This is a genomic window from Ectobacillus antri (assembly GCF_003852715.1).
In the GTDB taxonomy this organism is placed as follows: Bacteria; Bacillota; Bacilli; order Bacillales; family Bacillaceae_G; genus Ectobacillus; species Ectobacillus antri.
In genome coordinates this window covers 38,981-60,162 of the sequence record NZ_RIAV01000018.1, presented here as the reverse complement: position 1 = coordinate 60,162, position 21,182 = coordinate 38,981, and the positions used below count along the sequence as shown (strand labels likewise).

Annotated in this window: 20 protein-coding genes and 1 riboswitch; of the genes, 2 read left to right on the top strand and 18 right to left on the bottom strand. The window is 40.0% G+C overall.

Annotated elements, in window-relative coordinates:
- Window positions 1–13 precede the first annotated feature (13 nt).
- From cdr to EEJ45_RS14070, 15 genes are all read right to left on the bottom strand, one after another.
- Window positions 14–1,660, bottom strand: a complete 1,647-nt coding sequence (gene cdr, locus EEJ45_RS14140; RefSeq protein ID WP_124565459.1) for a CoA-disulfide reductase — start codon at window positions 1,658–1,660, stop codon at window positions 14–16.
- Between the two features lie 109 nt (window positions 1,661–1,769).
- A complete protein-coding gene (locus EEJ45_RS14135; RefSeq protein WP_164464296.1) occupies window positions 1,770–2,834 on the bottom strand; it encodes a GGDEF domain-containing protein in 1,065 nt (354 codons plus the stop codon).
- Window positions 2,835–3,150: 316 nt separating this feature from the next.
- A complete protein-coding gene (locus EEJ45_RS14130; protein ID WP_124565457.1) occupies window positions 3,151–3,603 on the bottom strand; it encodes a FixH family protein in 453 nt (150 codons plus the stop codon).
- Window positions 3,604–3,615: 12 nt separating this feature from the next.
- Window positions 3,616–5,007 (bottom strand): PepSY-associated TM helix domain-containing protein, encoded by a 1,392-nt coding sequence (locus EEJ45_RS14125; RefSeq protein WP_124565456.1) that lies wholly within the window; start codon window positions 5,005–5,007, stop codon window positions 3,616–3,618.
- Window positions 5,008–5,229: 222 nt separating this feature from the next.
- A complete protein-coding gene (locus tag EEJ45_RS14120) occupies window positions 5,230–6,039 on the bottom strand; it encodes a sugar phosphate isomerase/epimerase family protein (RefSeq protein ID WP_124565455.1) in 810 nt (269 codons plus the stop codon).
- 14 nt (window positions 6,040–6,053) lie between these two features.
- Entirely contained in the window at window positions 6,054–7,019 is a 966-nt protein-coding gene (locus EEJ45_RS14115; RefSeq protein ID WP_124565454.1) for a DUF6005 family protein, read from the bottom strand.
- A complete protein-coding gene (gene asbD, locus EEJ45_RS14110) occupies window positions 7,012–7,287 on the bottom strand; it encodes a petrobactin biosynthesis protein AsbD (protein ID WP_124565453.1) in 276 nt (91 codons plus the stop codon). The genes EEJ45_RS14115 and asbD overlap by 8 nt, the downstream gene beginning before the upstream one ends.
- Window positions 7,284–8,516: an AMP-binding protein gene (locus EEJ45_RS14105; RefSeq protein ID WP_124565452.1), complete on the bottom strand. Its 1,233-nt coding sequence runs from the start codon at window positions 8,514–8,516 to the stop codon at window positions 7,284–7,286. The genes asbD and EEJ45_RS14105 overlap by 4 nt, the downstream gene beginning before the upstream one ends.
- Window positions 8,503–10,233 carry an IucA/IucC family protein gene (locus EEJ45_RS14100; RefSeq protein ID WP_124565451.1) on the bottom strand — a complete coding sequence of 577 codons (1,731 nt, stop codon included), beginning with the start codon at window positions 10,231–10,233 and terminating at the stop codon, window positions 8,503–8,505. Before EEJ45_RS14100 ends, EEJ45_RS14105 begins: the two co-directional genes overlap by 14 nt.
- Window positions 10,217–11,983 carry an IucA/IucC family protein gene (locus EEJ45_RS14095; protein ID WP_124565450.1) on the bottom strand — a complete coding sequence of 589 codons (1,767 nt, stop codon included), beginning with the start codon at window positions 11,981–11,983 and terminating at the stop codon, window positions 10,217–10,219. The genes EEJ45_RS14100 and EEJ45_RS14095 overlap by 17 nt, the downstream gene beginning before the upstream one ends.
- Window positions 11,984–12,108: 125 nt before the next feature.
- Window positions 12,109–12,846, bottom strand: coding sequence for a helix-turn-helix domain-containing protein (locus EEJ45_RS14090; protein ID WP_164464295.1), 738 nt, complete (start codon window positions 12,844–12,846; stop codon window positions 12,109–12,111).
- A gap of 46 nt (window positions 12,847–12,892) precedes the next feature.
- Entirely contained in the window at window positions 12,893–13,213 is a 321-nt protein-coding gene (locus EEJ45_RS14085) for an antibiotic biosynthesis monooxygenase family protein (RefSeq protein WP_124565448.1), read from the bottom strand.
- A 233-nt stretch (window positions 13,214–13,446) separates the two neighbouring features.
- Window positions 13,447–14,424 carry an ABC transporter substrate-binding protein gene (locus tag EEJ45_RS14080; protein ID WP_124565447.1) on the bottom strand — a complete coding sequence of 326 codons (978 nt, stop codon included), beginning with the start codon at window positions 14,422–14,424 and terminating at the stop codon, window positions 13,447–13,449.
- A 162-nt stretch (window positions 14,425–14,586) separates the two neighbouring features.
- Window positions 14,587–15,105, bottom strand: a complete 519-nt coding sequence (locus EEJ45_RS14075; RefSeq protein WP_164464294.1) for a sporulation protein — start codon at window positions 15,103–15,105, stop codon at window positions 14,587–14,589.
- The gene (locus tag EEJ45_RS14070; protein WP_124565445.1) at window positions 15,035–16,357 is read right to left on the bottom strand and encodes a hemolysin family protein; all 1,323 of its coding nucleotides are present in this window, start codon (window positions 16,355–16,357) and stop codon (window positions 15,035–15,037) included. Before EEJ45_RS14070 ends, EEJ45_RS14075 begins: the two co-directional genes overlap by 71 nt.
- Before the next feature lie 419 nt (window positions 16,358–16,776).
- On the opposite strand from EEJ45_RS14070, the gene EEJ45_RS14065 reads away from it, so the two are divergent.
- Together EEJ45_RS14065 and thiC are read left to right on the top strand one after the other, a co-directional pair.
- On the top strand, window positions 16,777–17,085 hold the full coding sequence (locus tag EEJ45_RS14065; protein ID WP_124565444.1) for a DUF4870 domain-containing protein: 309 nt from the start codon (window positions 16,777–16,779) through the stop codon (window positions 17,083–17,085).
- A gap of 55 nt (window positions 17,086–17,140) precedes the next feature.
- Window positions 17,141–17,255: riboswitch (TPP riboswitch) on the top strand.
- A gap of 108 nt (window positions 17,256–17,363) precedes the next feature.
- Window positions 17,364–19,133, top strand: coding sequence for a phosphomethylpyrimidine synthase ThiC (thiC, locus tag EEJ45_RS14060; RefSeq protein WP_380018202.1), 1,770 nt, complete (start codon window positions 17,364–17,366; stop codon window positions 19,131–19,133).
- A gap of 129 nt (window positions 19,134–19,262) precedes the next feature.
- On the opposite strand, the gene EEJ45_RS14055 is transcribed toward thiC, so the two are convergent.
- From EEJ45_RS14055 to EEJ45_RS14045, 3 genes are all read right to left on the bottom strand, one after another.
- Entirely contained in the window at window positions 19,263–20,135 is an 873-nt protein-coding gene (locus EEJ45_RS14055; RefSeq protein WP_124565443.1) for a LysR family transcriptional regulator, read from the bottom strand.
- An 82-nt stretch (window positions 20,136–20,217) separates the two neighbouring features.
- Window positions 20,218–20,826, bottom strand: coding sequence for a substrate-binding domain-containing protein (locus tag EEJ45_RS14050; RefSeq protein ID WP_124565442.1), 609 nt, complete (start codon window positions 20,824–20,826; stop codon window positions 20,218–20,220).
- 61 nt (window positions 20,827–20,887) lie between these two features.
- Complete coding sequence (locus EEJ45_RS14045) at window positions 20,888–21,172, bottom strand: putative quinol monooxygenase (RefSeq protein WP_124565441.1); 285 nt, start codon at window positions 21,170–21,172, stop codon at window positions 20,888–20,890.
- Window positions 21,173–21,182 lie beyond the last annotated feature (10 nt).

Sequence of the window (21,182 nt, the reverse complement as noted above, 5' to 3'; positions counted from 1 at the left end):
CCTCCTGAACCGGTTACCTACGATACACGGATGCATACGTTTTATATCCGCCATCTAAATTTTTCACATGAAAGCCTGCTTGCTTGAGAATACGACTTGCCAGATACCCACGTAATCCAACCTGACAAGTCACGTAGATGGTTTCATCCTTAGACAAACGATGTATATGATTTCGTAGATCATTTAGTGGGATATGAATCGCTCCCTTTATCATACCGCGTACAACTTCATTTGCATCTCGAACGTCTATCAAAAGATGCCCTTGCTTAACAAGTTCATCAATCTCATACCATTGGACTGTTTCCACATCGCCAAGCATTATATTACTTGCTACATATCCTGCCATATTCACAGGGTCCTTTGCAGAAGAATAAGGAGGTGCATACGCTAATTCCAAATCTGGTAAATCCGTGACCTTCAATCCTGCTTTAATCGCGGTAGCTAGAACGTCTATTCGCTTATCAACCCCCTGTTTACCAACTGCTTGTGCACCATATATTTCACCTGTGTCTTTGTTGAACAGCAATTTCAGGGAGATTTGCTCTGCTCCTGGGTAGTAAGAAGCATGGTTGGCCGGATGAATATGAATCGCTTCATATGCAAGACCCTTTTGTTTTAATACTTTCTCATTGTTTCCTGTGACGGCGACTGTTATATCAAAGACTTTCACGATAGAAGTTCCTAACGTTCCTTTGTACGTTACATCACGACCGTTAATATGGTCTGCCACGAGTCGACCTTGACGATTGGCAGGCCAGGCAAGTGGAATCATTGTTTCTGCACCATTTACGTAGTCTCGTACTTCAATCGCATCTCCAATCGCATAAATAGACGGATCGGACGTCTGCATGGTTTCATTTACCTTAATCGTGCCTCGTATGCCTAATTCCAATCCAGCATCTTTTGCCAGTGTACTTTCCGGTTGTACACCAATCGCTAAAATAATCATATCTGTTTCAACAGACGCCCCACTTTTTAATACCACTTGTGTTCCTTGTTTAGTAAAGGCTTGAACACCATCTTGTAGAATGAGTTCAACACCCTTTTCTCTCATATGATTGTGGACAATAGCTGCCATTTCGTAATCAATTGGCGCCATAACTTGATTCGCCATCTCTATCAATGTAACTTCTAACCCACGTTCTCGTAAGTTTTCAGCCATTTCAATACCGATAAAGCCACCGCCAATAACAGTTGCATGCTTAGGCTTATTTTGATCTACATATGCTTTAATACGATCCGTATCAGGTACGTTACGCAATGTAAAGAGTGCCTGCGCATCCTCAATGCCCGGAATAGCAGGAACAATCGGCTTCGCTCCAGGTGATAAGATTAAGACATCATACGATTCTTCATACACTTCACCTGTTTGCACATGCTGCACAGTTACGGTTTTTCTCTCTCTATTTATGGCTGTAACTTCACTTAAGTTGCGAATATCAATATTAAATCTTTGATTCATACCAGAGATCGTCTGCACAAGGAGCTTATTTCGTTGTTCAATGACCTCCCCAATATAATAGGGAAGACCGCAGTTTGCGAAGGAAATATATTCGCCCCTTTCAAACAACACGATTTTGTCTTGTTCATTTAGACGACGCAGGCGTGCCGCAGCAGTCGCACCGCCGGCAACTCCACCAACTATGACTATTTTCTTCACCTATATTTCCTCCCTTGGCTTTTTTGTTTTCTTACCCTTTCATTATATACCTGTGCGGGTATAATACAAGTTTGAAATTTTGTCAAAAACATGAACAAAAAAGAGCTGCTCATACAAGCAGCTCTTCATTGGCCACACATATTTGATTTCGGCCATTCCGTTTTGCAGCATACAACGCATCATCTGCACGTTTTAAAATATCACGGGTGGTATCCTCAGAAAAACAAAGCGTAGCCCCAAAGCTGGCTGTAACATGACTGACAACAGGAAATACATGTGATTCTATTTCATGCTTCAATCTCTCTATACGTTTTCTCATCTCGGTGTAGTCCATATTGTTTATGACGAAAATAAACTCTTCACCCCCCCACCTTCCTACAACTTCATGCTCTGATAAATCCCGTTTTACAAGCTCTGCCAGTTGCTGCAAAACTGTATCTCCCACTTGATGACCGTATACATCATTAATATGTTTAAAGTGGTCAATATCAAAAATAACAACCCAAAGCTGATGAGAACTAGCGGACTGTTGTAACTGTTCATCAATTGTACTTTCAATGCTTCTGCGATTAGGTAAGTTTGTTAAGTAATCTGTATACGCCATTTTATTTAAAAGGCTTCGTTCAAAGAAAATATATTTAAATTTCTCCATCACACCTAGAAAAACTACATACGCCACATGTGAAAGTAATAGTTGTAGCACAATTCTTGCTTTTTCAAGAGACAGCCGGTCCTCTATTATAATAACCACTACTCCCATAACATTCACAGCGAGCAATGCCCAAGAAAAGGTTAAAGCTTTTGTTCGTTCAAATACTAAAAATAATATAATGAATACGAGCGGCATCCATAACGCAAATCCGTCAATATATTCTGTTCGACCAGTATATTGTGCAGCTAAAAACGTGTAAAACTTGATATTGTAGTATGCACCTACAAGCCAAAACAAACCCTCCTCCGACCTTGCAAACAATGGAGAATTACACAATAATAATATGAACGATACGAGCAACCAAATACCTATTATGGGAGATGATATGCGTTCTACTGTTTCATTTGTTCCAATAGACATACCAAAGATAAAATCCATAGTGCATCCTATAAAACCGATTGGTAATACATACATATAAACTGTTTTCTTAACACTTTGCAATGTTGTTTCTTGTTGCATCATAGACATTCTTCTTTCCGGTTTGCCCATTCTCTATATACGACACATCTAGCTCACCTTTTAAGTTTTACTCCATCCACTGTTTAAAATGGAAATCACATTTATTTATAGTATATTTTATTACATTCTTTATTATAATTACAGTTAAGAGCTCTTGCTTAAAGGTGTAATTTCAGGAAAATATTCAAAATACTATCTTGTATTTATACAATAAAAAAGAACATAATTCAAAAATCGTAAGCATTATCTTACAACATTAGAATCATGTTCTTATGAATGAAACCTTCTTATATCTCTTGCCCGTTTATGTTTTCCTTTATCAGTGATGGTGTCCTTGCTGAGAAGACGGTTTCTTAGATTGCGGCACCTCTTCTAACTGCTTCAGTTCTTGATTTGTAATTGTTCCTACTGCAAAGCGCTTCTTTGGCATTAACTGAAAGTCCTCTCCTTGTACAGTAGCTTGTACGTAATAAATACCTTTATGATGAAACATCGTTTTCACACTATATACACCATCGCGCTCATATTGAACTGGTAAATTCATTGGCTCTTGTTGCTCGTTCCAGATTTTCAAGGAAACGTTTGGAGAAGATAGCGCTTTACTGCTTTTCACCTGTATCTGAAGCTGCTGTTCTTTATGCAATTCCACATTTTCAGGCACTAGCACATGAGCTTGTACTAGCTCATTTTGTTTTTTCATGCCGCTTTCTTTACTTTGCGTACCACAAGCTGCAAGCAACATCACTGTTAATGCAACACATACTCTTTTCATCTGCTATCCCCCTTAAGCTGATAACCAATTACGAAGAGGCTTGATGTTCGTAATGATAAGCTTATCCAGAATTAACACCGCGATAATGGATATACCTACAAGCGGCATAATAAGACCACACAACAACATGATAATCATTACTCCGATACGAACACGTTTATCCTTTATAGGAGCTGGTGCGCCTGCTTTGTTTATCGGCTTTCGCTTGCGCCACATCACAAAAGAGCTTACACAAATTCCGATAAGTCCTAAACAAATCACTAATCCTAAAAGTTGATTTGCAAGACCAAATAATCGTCCTTCATGCAGTGCAATACCTAATGTAATACCTTTAGCCATTACACCATAGTCCTCATAACGAACATCACTAAGCACAGCGCCGCTATATTGATCGACATGCAGGGTAGCATTATCTCCTGGCTTCGTATGAGATGTTGTAATACTGTACACACCTTTTGGCCCTTGTGGCATAGACAGCGTATACGGTGCTTTGATATTCTCTGCTCTTGCCACCTTGTTTATATCATCAACAGACAATGGTACATATCCATTAATTTGCGAAGCAGGCACTGGCAAGTTTTCTGTTGCCCAAGGCACATCCTTCGCTATATCCTTTGTTAATGTAGCAGATTCCGGCTTCGGACCAAATCCAAATGAAAAAGTAGGATAGCCTGTATGTGTAGCAGTTGCCAACTTATTGATTTGCTCTCCCATTACACCTGACCAAGGAAGTCCTGTTACAATAAGAAGGAGTATACCACCTGTTAGCCAAAATGCAGGTACTGCATGTAAATCTCTCCATAATGTGCGTCCTCTTTTATTCAAACGTGGCAAGACCGTTCCCCAAATGGAAGCTTTGTTTCGAGGCCACCAAATATATAATCCAGTTGCAAGAAGAATGACGGCCCAGCAAGCTGCTAATTCTACAAGACGATTTGCAACCGTACCACCTACAATTAGCTCGCTGTGGAGCTTTTTGAAAATAGTCATAAATTCTTTCTCTGGCTGCAATTCACCCACTACTTTTCCTGTATACGGATTAACATAGACAGAGAACATTTTTCCTTTTTCAAGTACACTAACCTTATTCGTTCGATTTGCTTCATCACGAACAGTTACCGCAGCAATAACTGCTGATGGATATGCTTGTTTTACTGCATCCATCTGTTTCGATACAGCAAGTTTTTCTCCTTTTGATTCAACAAAGTATAAATCCTTATATAAAGTGTTCTCAATTTGTGGTTTAAACAAATATACTGCTCCGCTTAGCGCCAATATAATGAGAAATGGCGTAAAAATAATGCCCGCATAAAAATGCCATCTCCAAATTGTTTGATATAAGGACTTACCTGTCTTTTGTTGTTGCTTTGGCATCTCATGCGGTGTATTTTGCAATGCTTCCATATTTTCCCCTTCTCTCTTTTTTTCTAACTAAAGTATAAAAAAGAAATGTGAAGAAATTATGGGGTATTTTTGATTGATATGAAAAAAGAGCTGTCCTGTTCATACTTTCAGCACATCTTCTATTAAAAAACAGCGCTTGTTGTGGATTAGAAAGAAAAATGAGAGATGTAAAGAGCTAACAGATACAGCATTTTCCCATTGAACGGAAACATGCTGCTTTGATTAAACGAGTTTCTTATACAATATTTCTTGCAATGCAAGTACATCTTGTTGTAACACTCGTTTTACATCGCCTCCAAACCACTCTAAAGAGGCAGAAATGGGTGTCTTAATCCTGGAAAAAAAGTCCTGATAGTCTACTGCCCCCTCAAATAGTCCAACCATTCCTTTCCTAGAGCCGGAAGCGGCGTATACATTGGCTGGCTCGAATACATGCAAGTATTGCCGCGATGAAATATTTTTAAGATGTAGATGAGCTATAGCTGGCTGTAATTGCTTGTATGCTTGGACTGGATCAACACCTGACTCCCACATGTGAAGGACATCATAGTTGATGTATAAAGCAGGGTGGTCAATCTCTTCTATCAATTGTAGTGTAGATGACAGTGTGTCTGCCAATGTATTAGGATGTATTTCAATGAGCAGAGATAGTCCGTGTTCACTGAGCTGTTCACAATTACGCCGTAAAGCGCTAACAATCTCTCTTCGCTCGGCACCGTGCGTATATTGGCTCCCTTTCCCCCCTGCAAATGTTCGAATCTTATTCGCTCCCCATCTATGTGCCAAACGAGATAGCGTTTGAACAGATTTCAGACGTTCCTCTTCTTCAAAAGGAATATAATCACTTAACATAGCTGTGTGTAGGTGATAGGACTTTAGCCAATGTTCATCATAGTCATACGCCTCTAAATATCTAGCATGAATTCCCCAAAGCTCTATACCTGTAAAGCCTGTTTGGCTTGCCCATGCTGCAATCTCTTCAATAGATTGCAAATGGTGCCGAAATGAAATGGTACAAACAGAAAGTTCCATTGTTGCTCTCCTTTCTATTGTGACACAATACAAGTTTGCTGCCATGCTTCAAAGCATTGTTTCAGTGCCTCTTTAATTTTAAATTCACGTTCATCTTGCTCATCCAAGCACGTAAAAATGTCCTGAACTAGGTCCATATTCCTTGTCATTCCAAGCTTCATCGCCCGGTATTGTACTTTCGTGTACCCTTTGACTAAACAATCTACCTCATCGCACCATGCTTCAAACTCTTCATCACTCCAGCAAAGATTCTCCCAAAAATAGGCAAAGGCATGCTCGTACGCATATTTCCGAATAGCAAGTACAGGCAGCTGCTGTAAGGCTATGCCAATCTCGTGCAGCCGATGCTGTTGATTTCCCGTTGTGTAGGCTTGGACGATCTTCCTCACGCCATCTGTCATTGGATTTTCATATTTCTTTAGACATGTGTGGAAATATGCAATTACCGTTTCAGGAGAGGCTGGGTGTATATGCTCCGCATCAAAGTAGTAGCCACCTTTTACAGCTGGCTCACGAATTGCAGCTAAAATTCTTTCCTTGGGTAAATATCCCTCCCAGCGAAAATCCGGATCATACATACACCACTCTTCTTGATTAGCAGTCGGCTCTAGCATCACATAGTGCGGAAATGGGCTTTGATGGAACTTATTTTCACGTTCAGGCAACATGGACAAATCAAGCATGACCATTACATAACGGTTCTCAGGTTTATTCTGCAATAACGTTAACAGCGTTTCCACATTTTCATCCTTTGTTTTTTCTTCCTCATACCAGCGATGAATGTGAATGCCGTATAGCATTTCGTACCATTGTTTAAAAAATTCATGATCTATTGTTTCGGAATGATAACGCAATATATAATCATGACTGATATCAAAATCAGCATCCCATACACCAAAGTAGTACGGACGATGATCAACATCGGCTGTTTTCTTAATCACTTCGCATACACAGCTGACAAAGCAATGCACCTTAATCATAGACCTTCCTCCCCAGATTTTGCTCCATCCCCTCTAGAAATGACAGCAAGGAACCTACCGTATGGAAGTCCTGCGGTACGATTGCATCATCTGGAATGTTGAACCCTAGATCAATTTCAATATGTAAAATAAGCTGCAGCACCATAATTGAATCCATATATAAATCCTCATTTAATCTGGCATGTTCATGAAACGCAGATACATGAGATAAAGCTAATTTTTCTTTCAGAATGTGATAGATGGCGTCATATAATTCCGTCCTGCTCATACCATAATCCCTCCTAGCATACGGCGACTCACTTTACCGTTTGGCAGTTTTTTTATTTCATCTACTTGAACAAGTTCAACAGGAATTTGATGCGGTGCTAAATACTTTTGGCATAATATAAGCAGTTCTGTTATCTCAATAACGGCCACCGACGTGAATTGTGCGCACACACGCTCACCTGCATACATATCCTGCTTCTTATATACAACAGCTTCTTCCAGCCTCTCATCCAATAACAAAACTTTTTCTACCACTGATGGATAGACGTTTAAGCCCGCTACATTAATCATATCGTCCTGCCTCGTAACAAAGCACAGCATATCACCTTTGACATACCCTATGTCCTTTGTAAAGATTTTCCCGTGCTTTGTGGAAATTACAATTTCACCTGGTGCGTCTTCTGTTCCCGTTTGGATTCGCACGTGTGGCAAAGCACGCCCCATTTCTTCCGCATGTCGAAGGTCTGGATGTAATGTCACACATCCTGTTTCAGAACAGCCATATTGCTGCAGCACGCGATTTGCTGTCAGGCAAAGTGCGTCAAGCCAAGGCTGCGGCATTAACGTTCCCGAAGTCATCACTGCATTAAACTGACCGACTGGTTTTGCCAATTGAACTAACATATGAAGCAAGGCCGGCGCCGCATATAAAATGTGGTCTGGATACTCACGTAATATACGCAGTACATACTTTGGATTTGAATTTGTTATAATTACAGGCGTGCTTCCTCTTTTCAGCGCTGCAAATACACCACTAATTAAACCGTATGAGTGTGTCACCGGACACGCAATGATCGTGGTACTCCCCACATGTTCAGGAAAGACGGAAGTGTATGCCTCCAGCTCTTCCTCAATCATGAGCCATGTACGCAGGATTTTTTTAGGTGTCCCTGTCGTTCCTGAACTCATTTGTACCAGAAAGCCTTCTTGCTCATTTTGTTCCTTTTTGATGATGGTTGCATCTTCAAATGAATGAAAGAATAGTACATGAGCGGCACTTTCACACGCAATTTCCTTTGCTGCTAAAAAGGGCGTTGCTGCATGAATAGGAACAAAGCTTCCTCCCTTTTTCCATATGTATAAGCACAGCGCAATATACGAAAAAGCCTCAGGCAAACAAGCTGCAATTCTCTTATTTTGACAGTCTTGTAGCTCTGGCAAATGTTCAAATTTATAATGATATTCTTCCAAGTCACTGATTGTATAGTATTGTTCATTAACAAATAACATGTGAAATGTCCCCTTTATCTGCGGCATCAGCTAATGTATTTCTTACCATGTGATGATATTCTGACTTTGTGTTGTATATTTTTTTCTTTAAGAGTGATTCCACTTGCACAAATGAATCTTGCCAGCATAATTGCTCTGCTCGTTCTCGTAAATGCGGCATGCTTTCAATGTGCAAATTTATTGCCTTATAAATCAGCTTCCAAAATAGCAATTCATCCACCTTGTAATACTCACTCATTACATAAATCAATTCACTGAAATGAAACACAAACATCGTATCTGTAAATAACTCCCGCAATGCTTCGACAGAGGACATACAAAAGTAGTTATCAGGTTTTACCTGTTGATAACGCTCGTGATACGTTGAAAAATCCGGCACCCATTCCCCGTTTGCAATAAACTCTTCTGTATACTCTACACTTTCATGAAAGTCCCGGGCAATTACGCGAAGCGGCCAACCTTCTTTATGAACCAGTAATACATTTTGTGCATGTGCTTCAATTGCGATGCCGTGAGCAAGCAGCAGATGCCATACAGGTAAAACAGCAACGTTCACAAGCTGCGTGAACCAGGCTTGTAAGCCATATTTTTGAATCCATGTATCGACAAACGGCGCATGATCTTCCTCTGTTACAAGAAGAGCAGTGAATGGTAGTACGTTTTCACCTTCATTTACATAGTGCCGCACGCTTTTTCTCCAGATTACACCAAGCTGCCCCTCTGTAAGAGCTCTCAGTTGTATAGAAGCAGGATCATACACAATTCCCGCATACTCTTCTAATATTTGAAACCCGCAGCTTTGAAAATATGAATCTGATGAAATAACCGTACGCAACCAACGGGATACTGCCGGTGCAGAGGTTACAGACTCCGGCGCAAGCACCCGTTTTGCGGATGTGTTACTCATATTCAGAGATAATTTAATATGAGATTTAAGCGGGTCATCTTGATTCCAAAGTGTACGAATCGATTGCGTCGCCCGGTACAAATCCCCTGCGTAACAAAGTGGGATTATTTCTTTTTCTGTAAGGAGTTGTTCCCATTTTTCCTTACATTGCTTCCACTGCCAAGGATGCACAGGCAAAAACGTGTAATCCATTATATTTCCACCTTGTTGATATAACTCCGTAATCAGCATCTTCCAATCATAGCCCCCCAGCTCTTTTTGCCAAAAGCTTTGTTCTTCCGTTGGCAGCATGAGCTTTGTATGCTCTCTTTTTACAGCGAGCCAGTATAAGTAAAATGCTCCTCCCGCTTCAGGACCGAAGCGCTCATGGTCGTAATCAGAAAAGCCTGTGCGCGCTTTATAGCAAGGATGATACGGATGTCCTTCGTCAATAGCGGACTCGAGCTCCTCATAGTTCATCTGTCTGCGTAAGATATGATTCACATTCATTTTGTTCCAATTGCTAAAATAAATTGTCCTTTCTAATTCGTAAAGTATTTCACTTTGAACGGCTGTCGGTAATAACTCTGCTACAAGTTCGTGCAACAATACAGGGGCACCACTTCGGTGTTTTATGTCTGATTTGAGTCTAACTCGTTCGAACCCCGTTCTTTTTCCTGTACACACATACTGCTCGGACTGCCCTTGTATATAGTAAATACACGTATTGTTTTGCTGCAAAACCTCTTCAAATACTACTAAGTTTTCATATAATAATGCTTCTACAAGCTGCCTGATTACTCGTTCTGTTGCCTCACACACTGTGTGCATAATGCAGCTCCTTTCGTGATACAAACGGATTAGCAATCGTTACATACACAGCTTGCTCCAAATCTGCAGCCAATTCATCCACATCGTATAAGCGCGTTAGCAAGTTGGCTTTACAAGGAAAACTCTCCTGCATAAACAACATGTGTAAAAAGGATTTGCCGGGTCCTGTAAAATCCTTCTGTAACTCTTGTAAAGAAACCGTCAACCAATGAACAGATTCTTCTTCTGTTAACAAGCCTTCCACACCAAAACGATGTAGAACAGAAAATACCTGATTTACAAATAAATAGTACGCAAAGCGTTCTTGGATAATCGCATCTTCATAAAATAAGTCCGGCTCTAATGATGGTTCTTTCTCTTGTAAGTAAGCTTGATAAGAACGTGATAAATAGTAGCCTTGGTTATCGCGATAATAATATACAGTCGGATATCCTCTACTTACATCTAATATACTGTTTTGCTGATGTGCTTCTAGTGCAATACCGTGTGTATCGTATAAACGCAGCAATGGTTCAATTGCGCATGTAAAATAGTGCTGCAGCCATTTTCGACTTACTTCTTGTACAGAACGGTTCTCTTGTAACGCAAGCGATTCTATGATTTTCCGTATATTTGATATTCTGCCGGGCAATGGATCCTGTACGAGCGCAGCAATTGTAAATATTCCTTGGTCATGCCCTTGCTGGAATGGATTAGAACGGATGATAACTTCAAACCCACTTTCTTCTCCAAGTAAATTCACAGTAAGATACGCCGGGTCTTGAATAATTCGAAATGAAACTGTATCGCACTGCAAGGTTTGTATAAGCCTAGCCATTGCTACTCCTGCTTTTAATTCATGTAATCGATTTGTTCGCAAGGAGTTTGTCACTTTAACAGGAATGGAAAACTTATACATCCATTTACTGTTCTCTTGATATAAAGTACGAATGGAAGACGTTGCTGTGTAACATGAGCCTAAAGGACCTAAGTGAAGAATGTTTCCTTTTTGCATGGCATCTTGTACGTAAGACTGCTGTAAAAGCCACTGCGCCTGAAGTGGGTGCATCGGAATCACTATTTCGTCTTCTCGTATTTGGATCTCTGGCATTATATTCTGTTGGACAATGGCACGAGCCGACATAGCCAATGCTGAATCCTCTTTTATTAGACTCATATGGACTTTAAAGTAATGAAGCTGAAACGTACCTCGCAGTTCCGGTGCATAACTGTTATGGTGCCAAGATGCCATGCCTTGTCTGCTTTTTGGTGTTGGATGCAGCCAGTGACCATATACAAGTGACTGCTCTGCTTCAATAAAGGAATGAACCCTATGTTTATGCTCACCTAGTCTCTTTTCAATATAATGAGTCATATTTTGATAGCTTTCCAAAAAACGAACAAGCAATTCATCGCAATGTGAAGTATCATAGCCATCAATATGCTTTGTTTGCTTCATATGCAGTTCTTGAATAAGCATGACCACAGTTGCATAAAAATCTTGTTCTACCCATGTTGTATCTGCTAGGCAAAATACACGTGAAAAAGTATGTCTTCCGACTAGAGAGCGATATGCAACTTCTAATATCAGCTCCTGTTTCTGCTTTGGAAGCCTTACATATAATAGTTCCTCACCATTTATACCACTTGGGCATGGAAAATGAACTTCATCCTTTCTATACCACTCCTCTTGACCAAGTTCTTTAAGATAACTGTTCATAAACGCTTGAAATGAAGCGTTCGCAGCTATTTGTTTTGCAGTTTGGCGCATATTTCCACCCTTTCGCCTTAGTCTTCTACAACCTACCGTCTAAACAACTTGCGCACCTTTCAATGGTATATCCAAATGTTACAATTGATAATAATTCTCATATAGTTCCAAAAAAATAACGTACCTTACGCACGTCTTTCATGAAATTTTTTCATATATACAGAAGGTGGTATACCTTCTTTTTTCTTGAATAATCGACTAAAATAAAATTCATCCTGCAACCCGACCTGCAAGGCAATGTCTTTTGTTGTAATGTTCTCGTGTTGCTGCATTAACTCTTTTGCCAACTTAATTCTTTGTTCATTTAAAAATTCTTTTGGAGATATCCCTGTCTTTTTTTTAAACGCTCTTGTAAATGAAGTTGGTGTCATTCCTGCATTCGTAGCCAATTCTGCAATTGTATATACCTTTGAAACATTCTCCTTCATAAACAATATAGCTTCTTGAATACTGTCGTAGGAAGTGTCATCTGTTAACAATGAAATCAGATTCCATGCGGCTGCGTTAAAGCGGCATCGCTCGGAAAAAGAAGATCCCTGTTGCAAATGCAACAAATCCTCCCATAGCGGAATAAGCTTTAGTAGTGGTTGTTGTGCCAAAGGAAGCTGTGTCCACTTTGCTTGGGTGTCCCAAAATAGTATATATACATGCATAGCTTCTCTTGATGTAATATGTACACTTTGATTACTCCAATAACTCATTCCTTCATATAAGAAGGTTTCTTTCTCTCCTTCTGTAAGTAAACCACTGCCTGCGCTCACATACAAAAGCATGAACTTTTTGTCTGTATTTACATCAGCACTGTGTATTTCTTGTGAAAAAACTTGAATATCTAACAAAGAAATCCCATTTATAATTGACAACCTAAACACCATCTTTCCTATACACATTGATACAATGTATTTTTTCTTACACTTGACACATTTTCTGTCCCAATACATGGTATACATCTTGACGACTATTTAAAATGAAAGAAGGTGCTGGTTTACCACGGTTCGCAAGATGACCTGCTAAATGAATCTCACTCGTCTCCCAAGCCTTCCACGCTGCTTCCGATTCCCAGCGAATGACAACTAAAACTTCTTCTGCACCTTTTCTTTGCTTTTTCTTTAACACACTTAAATCTAAAAAACCAGGTTGCTCTTCAATGACACCCTTTCCTGCAAAACGCTCTACCATTTGTTCCGCATAACCCTCTTCTACAGAAATTGTTTTAATTTGAATAAACATATACAAATTCTCCTATTCATGTAACTGTACACCATTATAATTGAAAATGATTATCTGTTTCAATTATAATGGCGTACTTTTTATGTCAGCCAGTTTTTCTCACCTATCAACAACAAGGAAACAAACGCGAGGCATGCACAAGTTTGTATGGTCTTACTAGATATAAACTCCTCTTACATCCTAACCGCAACTACACCGCTCCCATTCTTCCCTCCCCTAAAAACATCTCGACTTTACTTCATGTAATCCTTGTGCTTCACAATATCATCCAGCAATAAGTTAGCTGCCTTAATGCCGCCGGACAGGTTCCAAATGACTTCATCAACTTGGTGAGCATTATTAATTTTAGCTACGTTTAGCTCTTTATACAGCGGGTGGTTCATCCACTCTTGTTGCTTTTTCGTACCGCCTTTTGTTTCGTCATAATCAGCGTTGAAGTAGAACATAATATCCCCGTCCATATCCTTCATACGTTCTTCTGTAATCACTTCCATAAAATTGTCTTTATCTTGTGAAGGTACACGTGCAATACCAACATCGTTTAATACCGTACCAGCAAATGTATCTTTTTGATAAATACGAACTGTTGTGGGTAAGAAACGTACTAGCGATACTTGCGTATTTATTTTTTCACCTAGCTTTTTCTTTACATCGGCAACGTGTTTATCATAAGCTGTCATTGCTTTTTTTCCTTCTGCTGCTTTATTCAAAGCCTCTGCATACAACGTAAAGTTTTCTTTCCATCTTCCTGCTAAGTCTTCAGAAAATACAGTTGGTGCAATCGCAGATAATTGTGTATACACTTTTTCATGGCGAACTTTGTTGCCCAAAATAAGATCTGGCTTTAAGGAAGCAATCGCTTCTAAGTTAGGCTGTGCTTCTTCTCCTAACTCCTTTACACCTTCCATTTTCTTTACAATATGCGGAAACCATGTTTCACCAACACCAGATTTCACTGCACCGACTGGTTTTACACCTAATTCTAATACTGCTTCAGTACCTTCATTTGTTAACACAACAACACGCTTTGGCGTACCTTGTATTGTGGTTTCACCCATTGCATGTTTTACTTTGCGCACTTCATCCGTTTTAGCCTTTTCTTTATTCTCACCCATTGTTTCCTTGCTTGTCCCACAGCCTGCCAAAATCATTCCCACTATACTTACAAGGAGCATAATGCTCATAAATCGACTTCTGTTTTTGTTTCTCATTTATATTCTCCTTTGTTATTGATAATCAATCTCATTTATGATGATACGTTTTTTTGCCTAAAGTTACCATGTACTTTTCTGTCCGTTTTCATGGACTTTTTGTTCATACCAAGTAGCATTTCGGGCAACAAAAAAGGACGCACATTTGCGTCCTTTTCCTCATTAAAACTCTTCCCCGTCACCACCAAAGAAATCTCCCAACCCAGATTCTTCATCAAATCCCATTTCTTCAGCTACGTCCTCAAACATTTCTTCTATCATTTCGTCTAACACCATTGCACCTAAAAGTCCGACTGCTAAACCACCAATCATACTGCCAATTCCACTACCATGGTATCCGTGTGTTTTATAAGAGAACGGCTCTGTGTAAAGGTGAGGGCGTTTCAAAGAATCTGTGATATACTCTTCTAAAAGCTGTACCACATACGATTGATCTTGCAAATGTACATGCTCTAGCACAAATTCCCGCTTTGCTTCCATCTCGTGGAAACCAGTGCGGCAATCTACTTCCATCCAAACACGTAAGCCAGATGCTTCATACGCAAATCGTAATTCCAACTCACTGATTTGTCCGGCAAACATACGAGTGGGCAAAAACGCAAGCAACGACTTACTGCGCCGTTGCTTGTTCTTCTCGCTCCTGCGCTTTACGAATTTCCACTCGTTTAATTTGATGCGCATCTTTCTCCAGCACTTTAAATTCGTAACCACCAGCCTCAACGGCATGTCCCTCTTGAATCTCATGATTTTGAGTTAAAATCCAGCCGCCAATCGTGTCTACAATTTCATCCGTAATATCAAGGCCGAACAAATCATTAACTTCCTCAATCAGCACTTTTCCATCTACAATTTTATGTTCATCGTTGATATGCTGGATTGGCGGACGCTCGTCATCGTCATATTCATCACGAATTTCTCCGACGATTTCTTCTAGAATATCTTCTAGGGTAACTAACCCCGCTGTTCCCCCATACTCATCATATAAAACGGCCATTGGAATACGTTTTTTCTGCATTAACAGCAATAAATCATGAATTGCGATCGTTTCCATCACTTCAATAACCGGTCGCGTAAAGTCCCGAATAGAACGGGTGTGCGTCCCATCTTCACTCATATAGCGAATGAAAAAGTCCTTCACATTCACCATACCAATAATATCATCCTTATCTTCACCAAAAACGGGATATCTTGTATAGCGTTCATTTCCAATAATCACTTTATGCTGTTCAAATGAATCTTCTACATATAAGCCAACAATCTCAGTACGGGGTACCATAATTTCCTTTGCAATTCGATTGTCAAACTCAAAAATATTTTCTACATATTTATACTCTGCTTGATTAATTTCTCCGCTTTCAAAGCTGTCCGTTAAAATCAAACGCAGCTCTTCCTCAGAATGAGCCACTTCATGCTCAGATGCAGGCTTAAAGCCAAACATCCCGACCAAGACACGCGCAGACCCATTTAAAATCCAAATAAATGGGTATGCGATTTTATAAAACAAAATTAGCGGTTTAGCAAATAACAAAGTAACTTGCTCCGCCTTTTGAATAGCAACGGTTTTGGGCGCAAGCTCCCCCACTACTACATGTAAGAAGGTAATTAATGAAAACGCAATAATAAAGGATACTGTACCTGCCACAGCATCTGAAAAGTTCAAGTCTTTAAAAAGCGGTTCGAGCATATGATGAACGGTTGGTTCTCCTAGCCAACCAAGACCTAAAGCAGTCATTGTAATACCGAGCTGACAAGCAGACAGGTATTCGTCTAGGTTTGAAACAAGTTTCTTTGCTGCGTGTGAACCCCTTCTTCCTTCAGCAACCAGCTGATCAATTCGACTTCCGCGCACTTTCACCATCGCAAACTCAGCGGCAACAAAAAAACCGGTAAGTGCAATTAAAACTGCGACTAAAATTAAATTCAATATCTCCAAATGTGCCCTCCGCTACAAAAAGCCGGAGTGTTCACCTCCTGTGTGAATATTCGCCTCTTCTCATTAATTTGCCTCATTTTCCAAAAAGAAATCATGACAGATTTAAGAAGCCATCTAGCAAATAAGGTATCATACTTTTATCATAAAACGAGTGTTACTGTACAGTCAAACGTTATGGTTACATTATTATGTAAAGAATAAGAATAACTTAGAGGAAAGTGAGCCTTACTCTATTTTTACTTACTTTCGTATATATAATTAAAAATCATTTTGTCACATTTCAAGTCGCATCACCTTAACGAAATAAGATTATGAATGCCATTCTATAGATGTATAGATAAATACATCTTTGGTCTGAATCTTTCCCTTTTTCCATAACGTATAATAAGAATATGACTTACATCAAAGGAGTGTTTTCTTTGGAACACAAAGGTTTAAAAATACTAGTTCATGCAAGCACTTGGTTTGCGCCTATTATTGTCCCATTGGTGGTGTATTTGTTAATATCCGATCGTGAAGTAAAAAGTCTGTCCTTACAAGCGCTACTGTTTCACGTGATCATGAGTATTTTAATTTCCGTATCCTTGTTCTTATCCTGGATATTAATTGGTATTCCATTCCTAATTATATTTGGATTGATGGCCATTATTGCTCCTATCATGGGTATTTTAAGAGCGATAAATGATAAACCTTACCGTTATCCTATCATTGGCTCTTTAGTTGACTAAAACCCTTTACAAATTTATGCAAATACCATATATTTATTTTGTAAAATTGAAAATTTTTAATGACTAGGGGTGTCCAACGAGTTGGGCTGAGAGAGAAACACAGTGAAGTTTCTTAACCCTCAGGACCTGATCTGGTTCATACCAGCGTGGGGAAGTTAGCGCGCATAATTTGTATTATGCTTATTTCCTAACATTCAGCCAGGTTCTGCAGAGCCTGGCTTTTTTCATGCTTATGAAAGTAGACACGGTCCTTTTATTATGGAAAAAGGAGCGATGTAATGATGAAAAGCAATTCTGCACAAGATTTTATGTCTTTTCCAGGTAGCAAAAAAGTATATGTTGAAGGTTCTAGACCTGATATCCAAGTCCCAATGCGCGAAATTTCGTTATCTCCTACGATAGACGCATTAGGAATGACAGAGAACGCGCCATTTCGGGTATATGATACGAGCGGTCCTTATACAGATATGAATATTGCTACTGATATACGAAAAGGCCTACAGCCACTACGAACAAATTGGATCGTGGAACGAAATGATACGGAACTATATGAAGGCAGAGATATACAGGCTGCTGATAACGGATTTAAAGACCATGATCCTCGTGTAAATTTATACACTTTCCCTAATTCAAGCAAAAAGCCACGCCGTGCACAGTCTGGAAAAAATGTTACACAACTGCACTATGCGCGCAAAGGTATTATCACACCTGAAATGGAATTTATTGCAATAAGGGAGCAAGTTTCTCCGGAGTTTGTACGTGCCGAGGTCGCTTGTGGACGCGCTATCATCCCGTGCAACATCAATCATCCAGAAAGCGAGCCCATGATTATCGGTCGCAACTTTCATGTGAAAATCAATGCCAATATTGGTAACTCTGCCGTTACTTCATCTATTGAAGATGAAGTAGAAAAAATGACATGGGCTACTCGTTGGGGCGCAGATACAATTATGGATTTGTCAACAGGAAAACATATACATACAACAAGGGAATGGATTCTTCGCAACTCACCGGTACCTATAGGAACGGTTCCTATCTATCAAGCACTTGAAAAAGTAAACGGTATTGCGGAGAACTTGAACTGGGACGTATTCCGTGACACATTGATTGAGCAAGCTGAACAAGGTGTAGATTACTTTACTATTCACGCTGGTGTTCTTTTACGTTACATTCCACTCACTGCAAATCGGGTGACAGGTATCGTTTCAAGAGGCGGCTCCATCATGGCGCAGTGGTGCCTTGCACATCATCAAGAAAACTTTTTGTACACGCATTTTGAAGACATTTGCCAAATCATGAAAACATATGATATCGCCTTTTCCTTAGGAGACGGGTTACGTCCAGGCTCAATCGCGGACGCAAACGATGAAGCGCAGTTTAAAGAACTAGAAACACTCGGGGAACTGACTAAAATTGCTTGGAAGCATGATGTGCAAGTGATGGTAGAGGGGCCAGGTCATGTTCCCATGCATTTAATAAAAGAAAACATGGAGAAGCAGTTAGAACTATGCCAGGAAGCACCATTTTATACACTAGGCCCACTCACAACAGATATTGCGCCTGGTTATGACCATATCACCTCAGCTATTGGTGCAGCAATGATTGGATGGTTTGGAACAGCAATGCTTTGTTATGTTACACCAAAAGAGCACCTTGGCCTTCCTAATAAAGAAGATGTTCGCACAGGCGTTGTGACATACAAGCTCGCTGCTCATGCGGCGGATTTAGCAAAGGGACACCCGGGTGCACAAAAACGAGATGATGCTCTTTCGAAAGCTAGATTCGAATTTCGTTGGCGCGATCAATTCAACCTCTCTCTTGATCCAGAACGCGCTATGGAATATCATGACGAAACACTTCCTTCCGAAGGAGCAAAAACAGCCCACTTTTGTTCGATGTGTGGACCGAAGTTTTGTAGCATGCGCATTTCGCAGGATATACGAAATGTTGCTAAGGAAAAAGGAATGGGTGCTGAAAACTGGGTTCAACAAGAGATGGAACAAAAAGCTACAGAGTTTATGCAGAGCGGTTCACAGCTATACCGTTAACTATAACTGAAGCGCCGAGAAGGCTCCCTGACTGCCTAAGGAAAGCGAACCTCCGTAGCCGCATCAGCAACAAACTTTAGCCTCTAGCTCAAAAAGCTCGCTTTGCCACATATACTAGCAAAACGAGCTTTATCTTTCTCCTTGCAAACTCTGTATCAATTGTGAAATGACCGGATCGTCCTTCATTTCAGTTTTATAACCAGCATAAATGATATTATGCACATGTAAGTGCTGGAACATGATTTTTACTTTTCGCAAACGTATAGATTCTTCTATTAAATACGTAGGTAATACACTAATTCCCATACCGTTTTCAATAGCTTCTAAAATAGCGCGTAAATCTGGCATCACATGAAAGGGTTGGAAATCTGGTCGCTTTCCAAAATGCGTCTGCCAATATCGTCTAATAATCGGTAATTCTAATCCGTAGCTTAGCCATCTTTGCTCTTTTAACCAAGCTTCTATCTCTGTTATTCCCTTGTAATCCACTGTATAATCCGGCGGTACAACCACAACAAACCGCTCGTCTTCAAGTTGAGTATACGTAATCCCAGGCGTCTGAGACTTTTGGGGAGATATAATAAAGTCAACTTCATCTCGTTGTAGTAGTTCCAACAACTCGCCGGCAACACCAAATTGTACTGTGTAGCGAATATTTAAGTGCTTTATCTTTTGTAATGCGTTTTTTGTAAAATACTCCCCCGGTGAACCTATCCGTATAACCGGAACAGCTACATCGTACGAAGCATGGCGTATTTCAAGAGTCGCTTTTTCCAGGCTTTCAATAAGGGGAACAAGCTTACTATACAATTCTTTTCCTTTATCTGTTGGAATCATCTTGCGCGGTGCACGAATAAATAGCGGTTCGCCCACTTCCGCCTCCAAAGCTGCTAGATGCTGACTCATGGCCGGCTGCGTTAAAATACGCGCCTTTGCCGCCCCCGACACAGAACGATGTTGATATATACTAATAAAGCTACGGTACCATTCAAAGTCAATCATAGACTGTCCCTCTTGATTTCATAGAAGACTTTTTTCTTTCTATCATACCGCTAGATAATCGATAAAAACAAGTACGGATATATTATGACAATTTTGCTATGCTCTTTTTAATATTTTGGATAGCAAATACCTCACTATCTTCCTCACGATAAGCAAAATATAATGCGTTAGTACAGCTTACATGTGGAAATAATACTTGGCAGCGACCTGCTTCAATCCATTCCTTGGCAATATATGTTGGTAGCACACTTATTCCCATGCCAAGCTCTACAGCTTTTAATATACCTCGTAAATCAGGGATAATATGCGCTGCTTCTATAACAGCACGTGTATGAAAGTGTTGCTTCCATATGCGTCTTATGATCGGTAACTCCCTCCCATAGCTAATCCAGCGCTGCTGCTCTAGCCATGTTTGTTCACACACATCTAAGCTTACATTCATATGAGCAGCCCCTACTATTACAAATGTTTCACTTTCCCATGTCGTATATTGAATACCTGGTATGTCATATTGTTTTGTAGCGATTACACAATCCAGGTCCCTTTTCTGTAATTGCTCTAATAACTCTCTTGTTAAGCCGAATGTTACTTCGTAGCGCATATTTTCTGTATCAAGTACATCCAGCGCTCGACACGAAAAAAATTCAGCTGGAGCGCCAATACGAACATGTGCGCATTTTGTACGATTCATGCGAATTCCCTCTCCTACATTCAAAACAAAGCACCGCTCATAAGCGGCGCTCCATCTCCTATTAATTTACTTTTTGCAATTTGTATACTTCACGCGCTTCAACCAATGAAGCGACATTTTCTCTATATTGCTTATAATGAGGTGTTTCAATATGAGATTGCAATGCTTCTTCATCCTGCCAGATTTCATAAAAGACAAACGTACTTTGGTCAGTAGCTTCATGTAATGTATATTGAATACAACCAGCTTCTGCGCGAGAAGGTGCAATAACATCTATTAATTCTTTGCGAAGTTCTGCTTCCTTCCCTGCTTTCGGTTTTATGATGGCATTAATAATAACTGTCATATCATCGCCT

Bases quoted from the DNA above. Each gene is read 5' to 3' on its own strand.
- EEJ45_RS14125 (WP_124565456.1), bottom strand. From the start codon at position 5,007: ATGGAAGCATTGCAAAATACACCGCATGAGATGCCAAAGCAACAACAA.
- EEJ45_RS14115 (WP_124565454.1), bottom strand. From the start codon at position 7,019: ATGATTAAGGTGCATTGCTTTGTCAGCTGTGTATGCGAAGTGATTAAG.
- EEJ45_RS14045 (WP_124565441.1), bottom strand. From the start codon at position 21,172: ATGACAGTTATTATTAATGCCATCATAAAACCGAAAGCAGGGAAGGAA.
- EEJ45_RS14120 (WP_124565455.1), bottom strand. From the start codon at position 6,039: ATGGAACTTTCTGTTTGTACCATTTCATTTCGGCACCATTTGCAATCT.
- asbD (WP_124565453.1), bottom strand. From the start codon at position 7,287: ATGAGCAGGACGGAATTATATGACGCCATCTATCACATTCTGAAAGAA.
- EEJ45_RS14050 (WP_124565442.1), bottom strand. From the start codon at position 20,826: ATGAATCGTACAAAATGCGCACATGTTCGTATTGGCGCTCCAGCTGAA.
- EEJ45_RS14085 (WP_124565448.1), bottom strand. From the start codon at position 13,213: ATGTTTATTCAAATTAAAACAATTTCTGTAGAAGAGGGTTATGCGGAA.
- EEJ45_RS14100 (WP_124565451.1), bottom strand. From the start codon at position 10,233: ATGCACACAGTGTGTGAGGCAACAGAACGAGTAATCAGGCAGCTTGTA.
- thiC (WP_380018202.1), top strand. From the start codon at position 17,364: ATGATGAAAAGCAATTCTGCACAAGATTTTATGTCTTTTCCAGGTAGC.
- EEJ45_RS14105 (WP_124565452.1), bottom strand. From the start codon at position 8,516: ATGTTATTTGTTAATGAACAATACTATACAATCAGTGACTTGGAAGAA.
- EEJ45_RS14055 (WP_124565443.1), bottom strand. From the start codon at position 20,135: ATGATTGACTTTGAATGGTACCGTAGCTTTATTAGTATATATCAACAT.
- EEJ45_RS14080 (WP_124565447.1), bottom strand. From the start codon at position 14,424: ATGAGAAACAAAAACAGAAGTCGATTTATGAGCATTATGCTCCTTGTA.
- EEJ45_RS14075 (WP_164464294.1), bottom strand. From the start codon at position 15,105: ATGCGCATCAAATTAAACGAGTGGAAATTCGTAAAGCGCAGGAGCGAG.
- EEJ45_RS14130 (WP_124565457.1), bottom strand. From the start codon at position 3,603: ATGAAAAGAGTATGTGTTGCATTAACAGTGATGTTGCTTGCAGCTTGT.
- EEJ45_RS14135 (WP_164464296.1), bottom strand. From the start codon at position 2,834: ATGATGCAACAAGAAACAACATTGCAAAGTGTTAAGAAAACAGTTTAT.
- EEJ45_RS14095 (WP_124565450.1), bottom strand. From the start codon at position 11,983: ATGCGCCAAACTGCAAAACAAATAGCTGCGAACGCTTCATTTCAAGCG.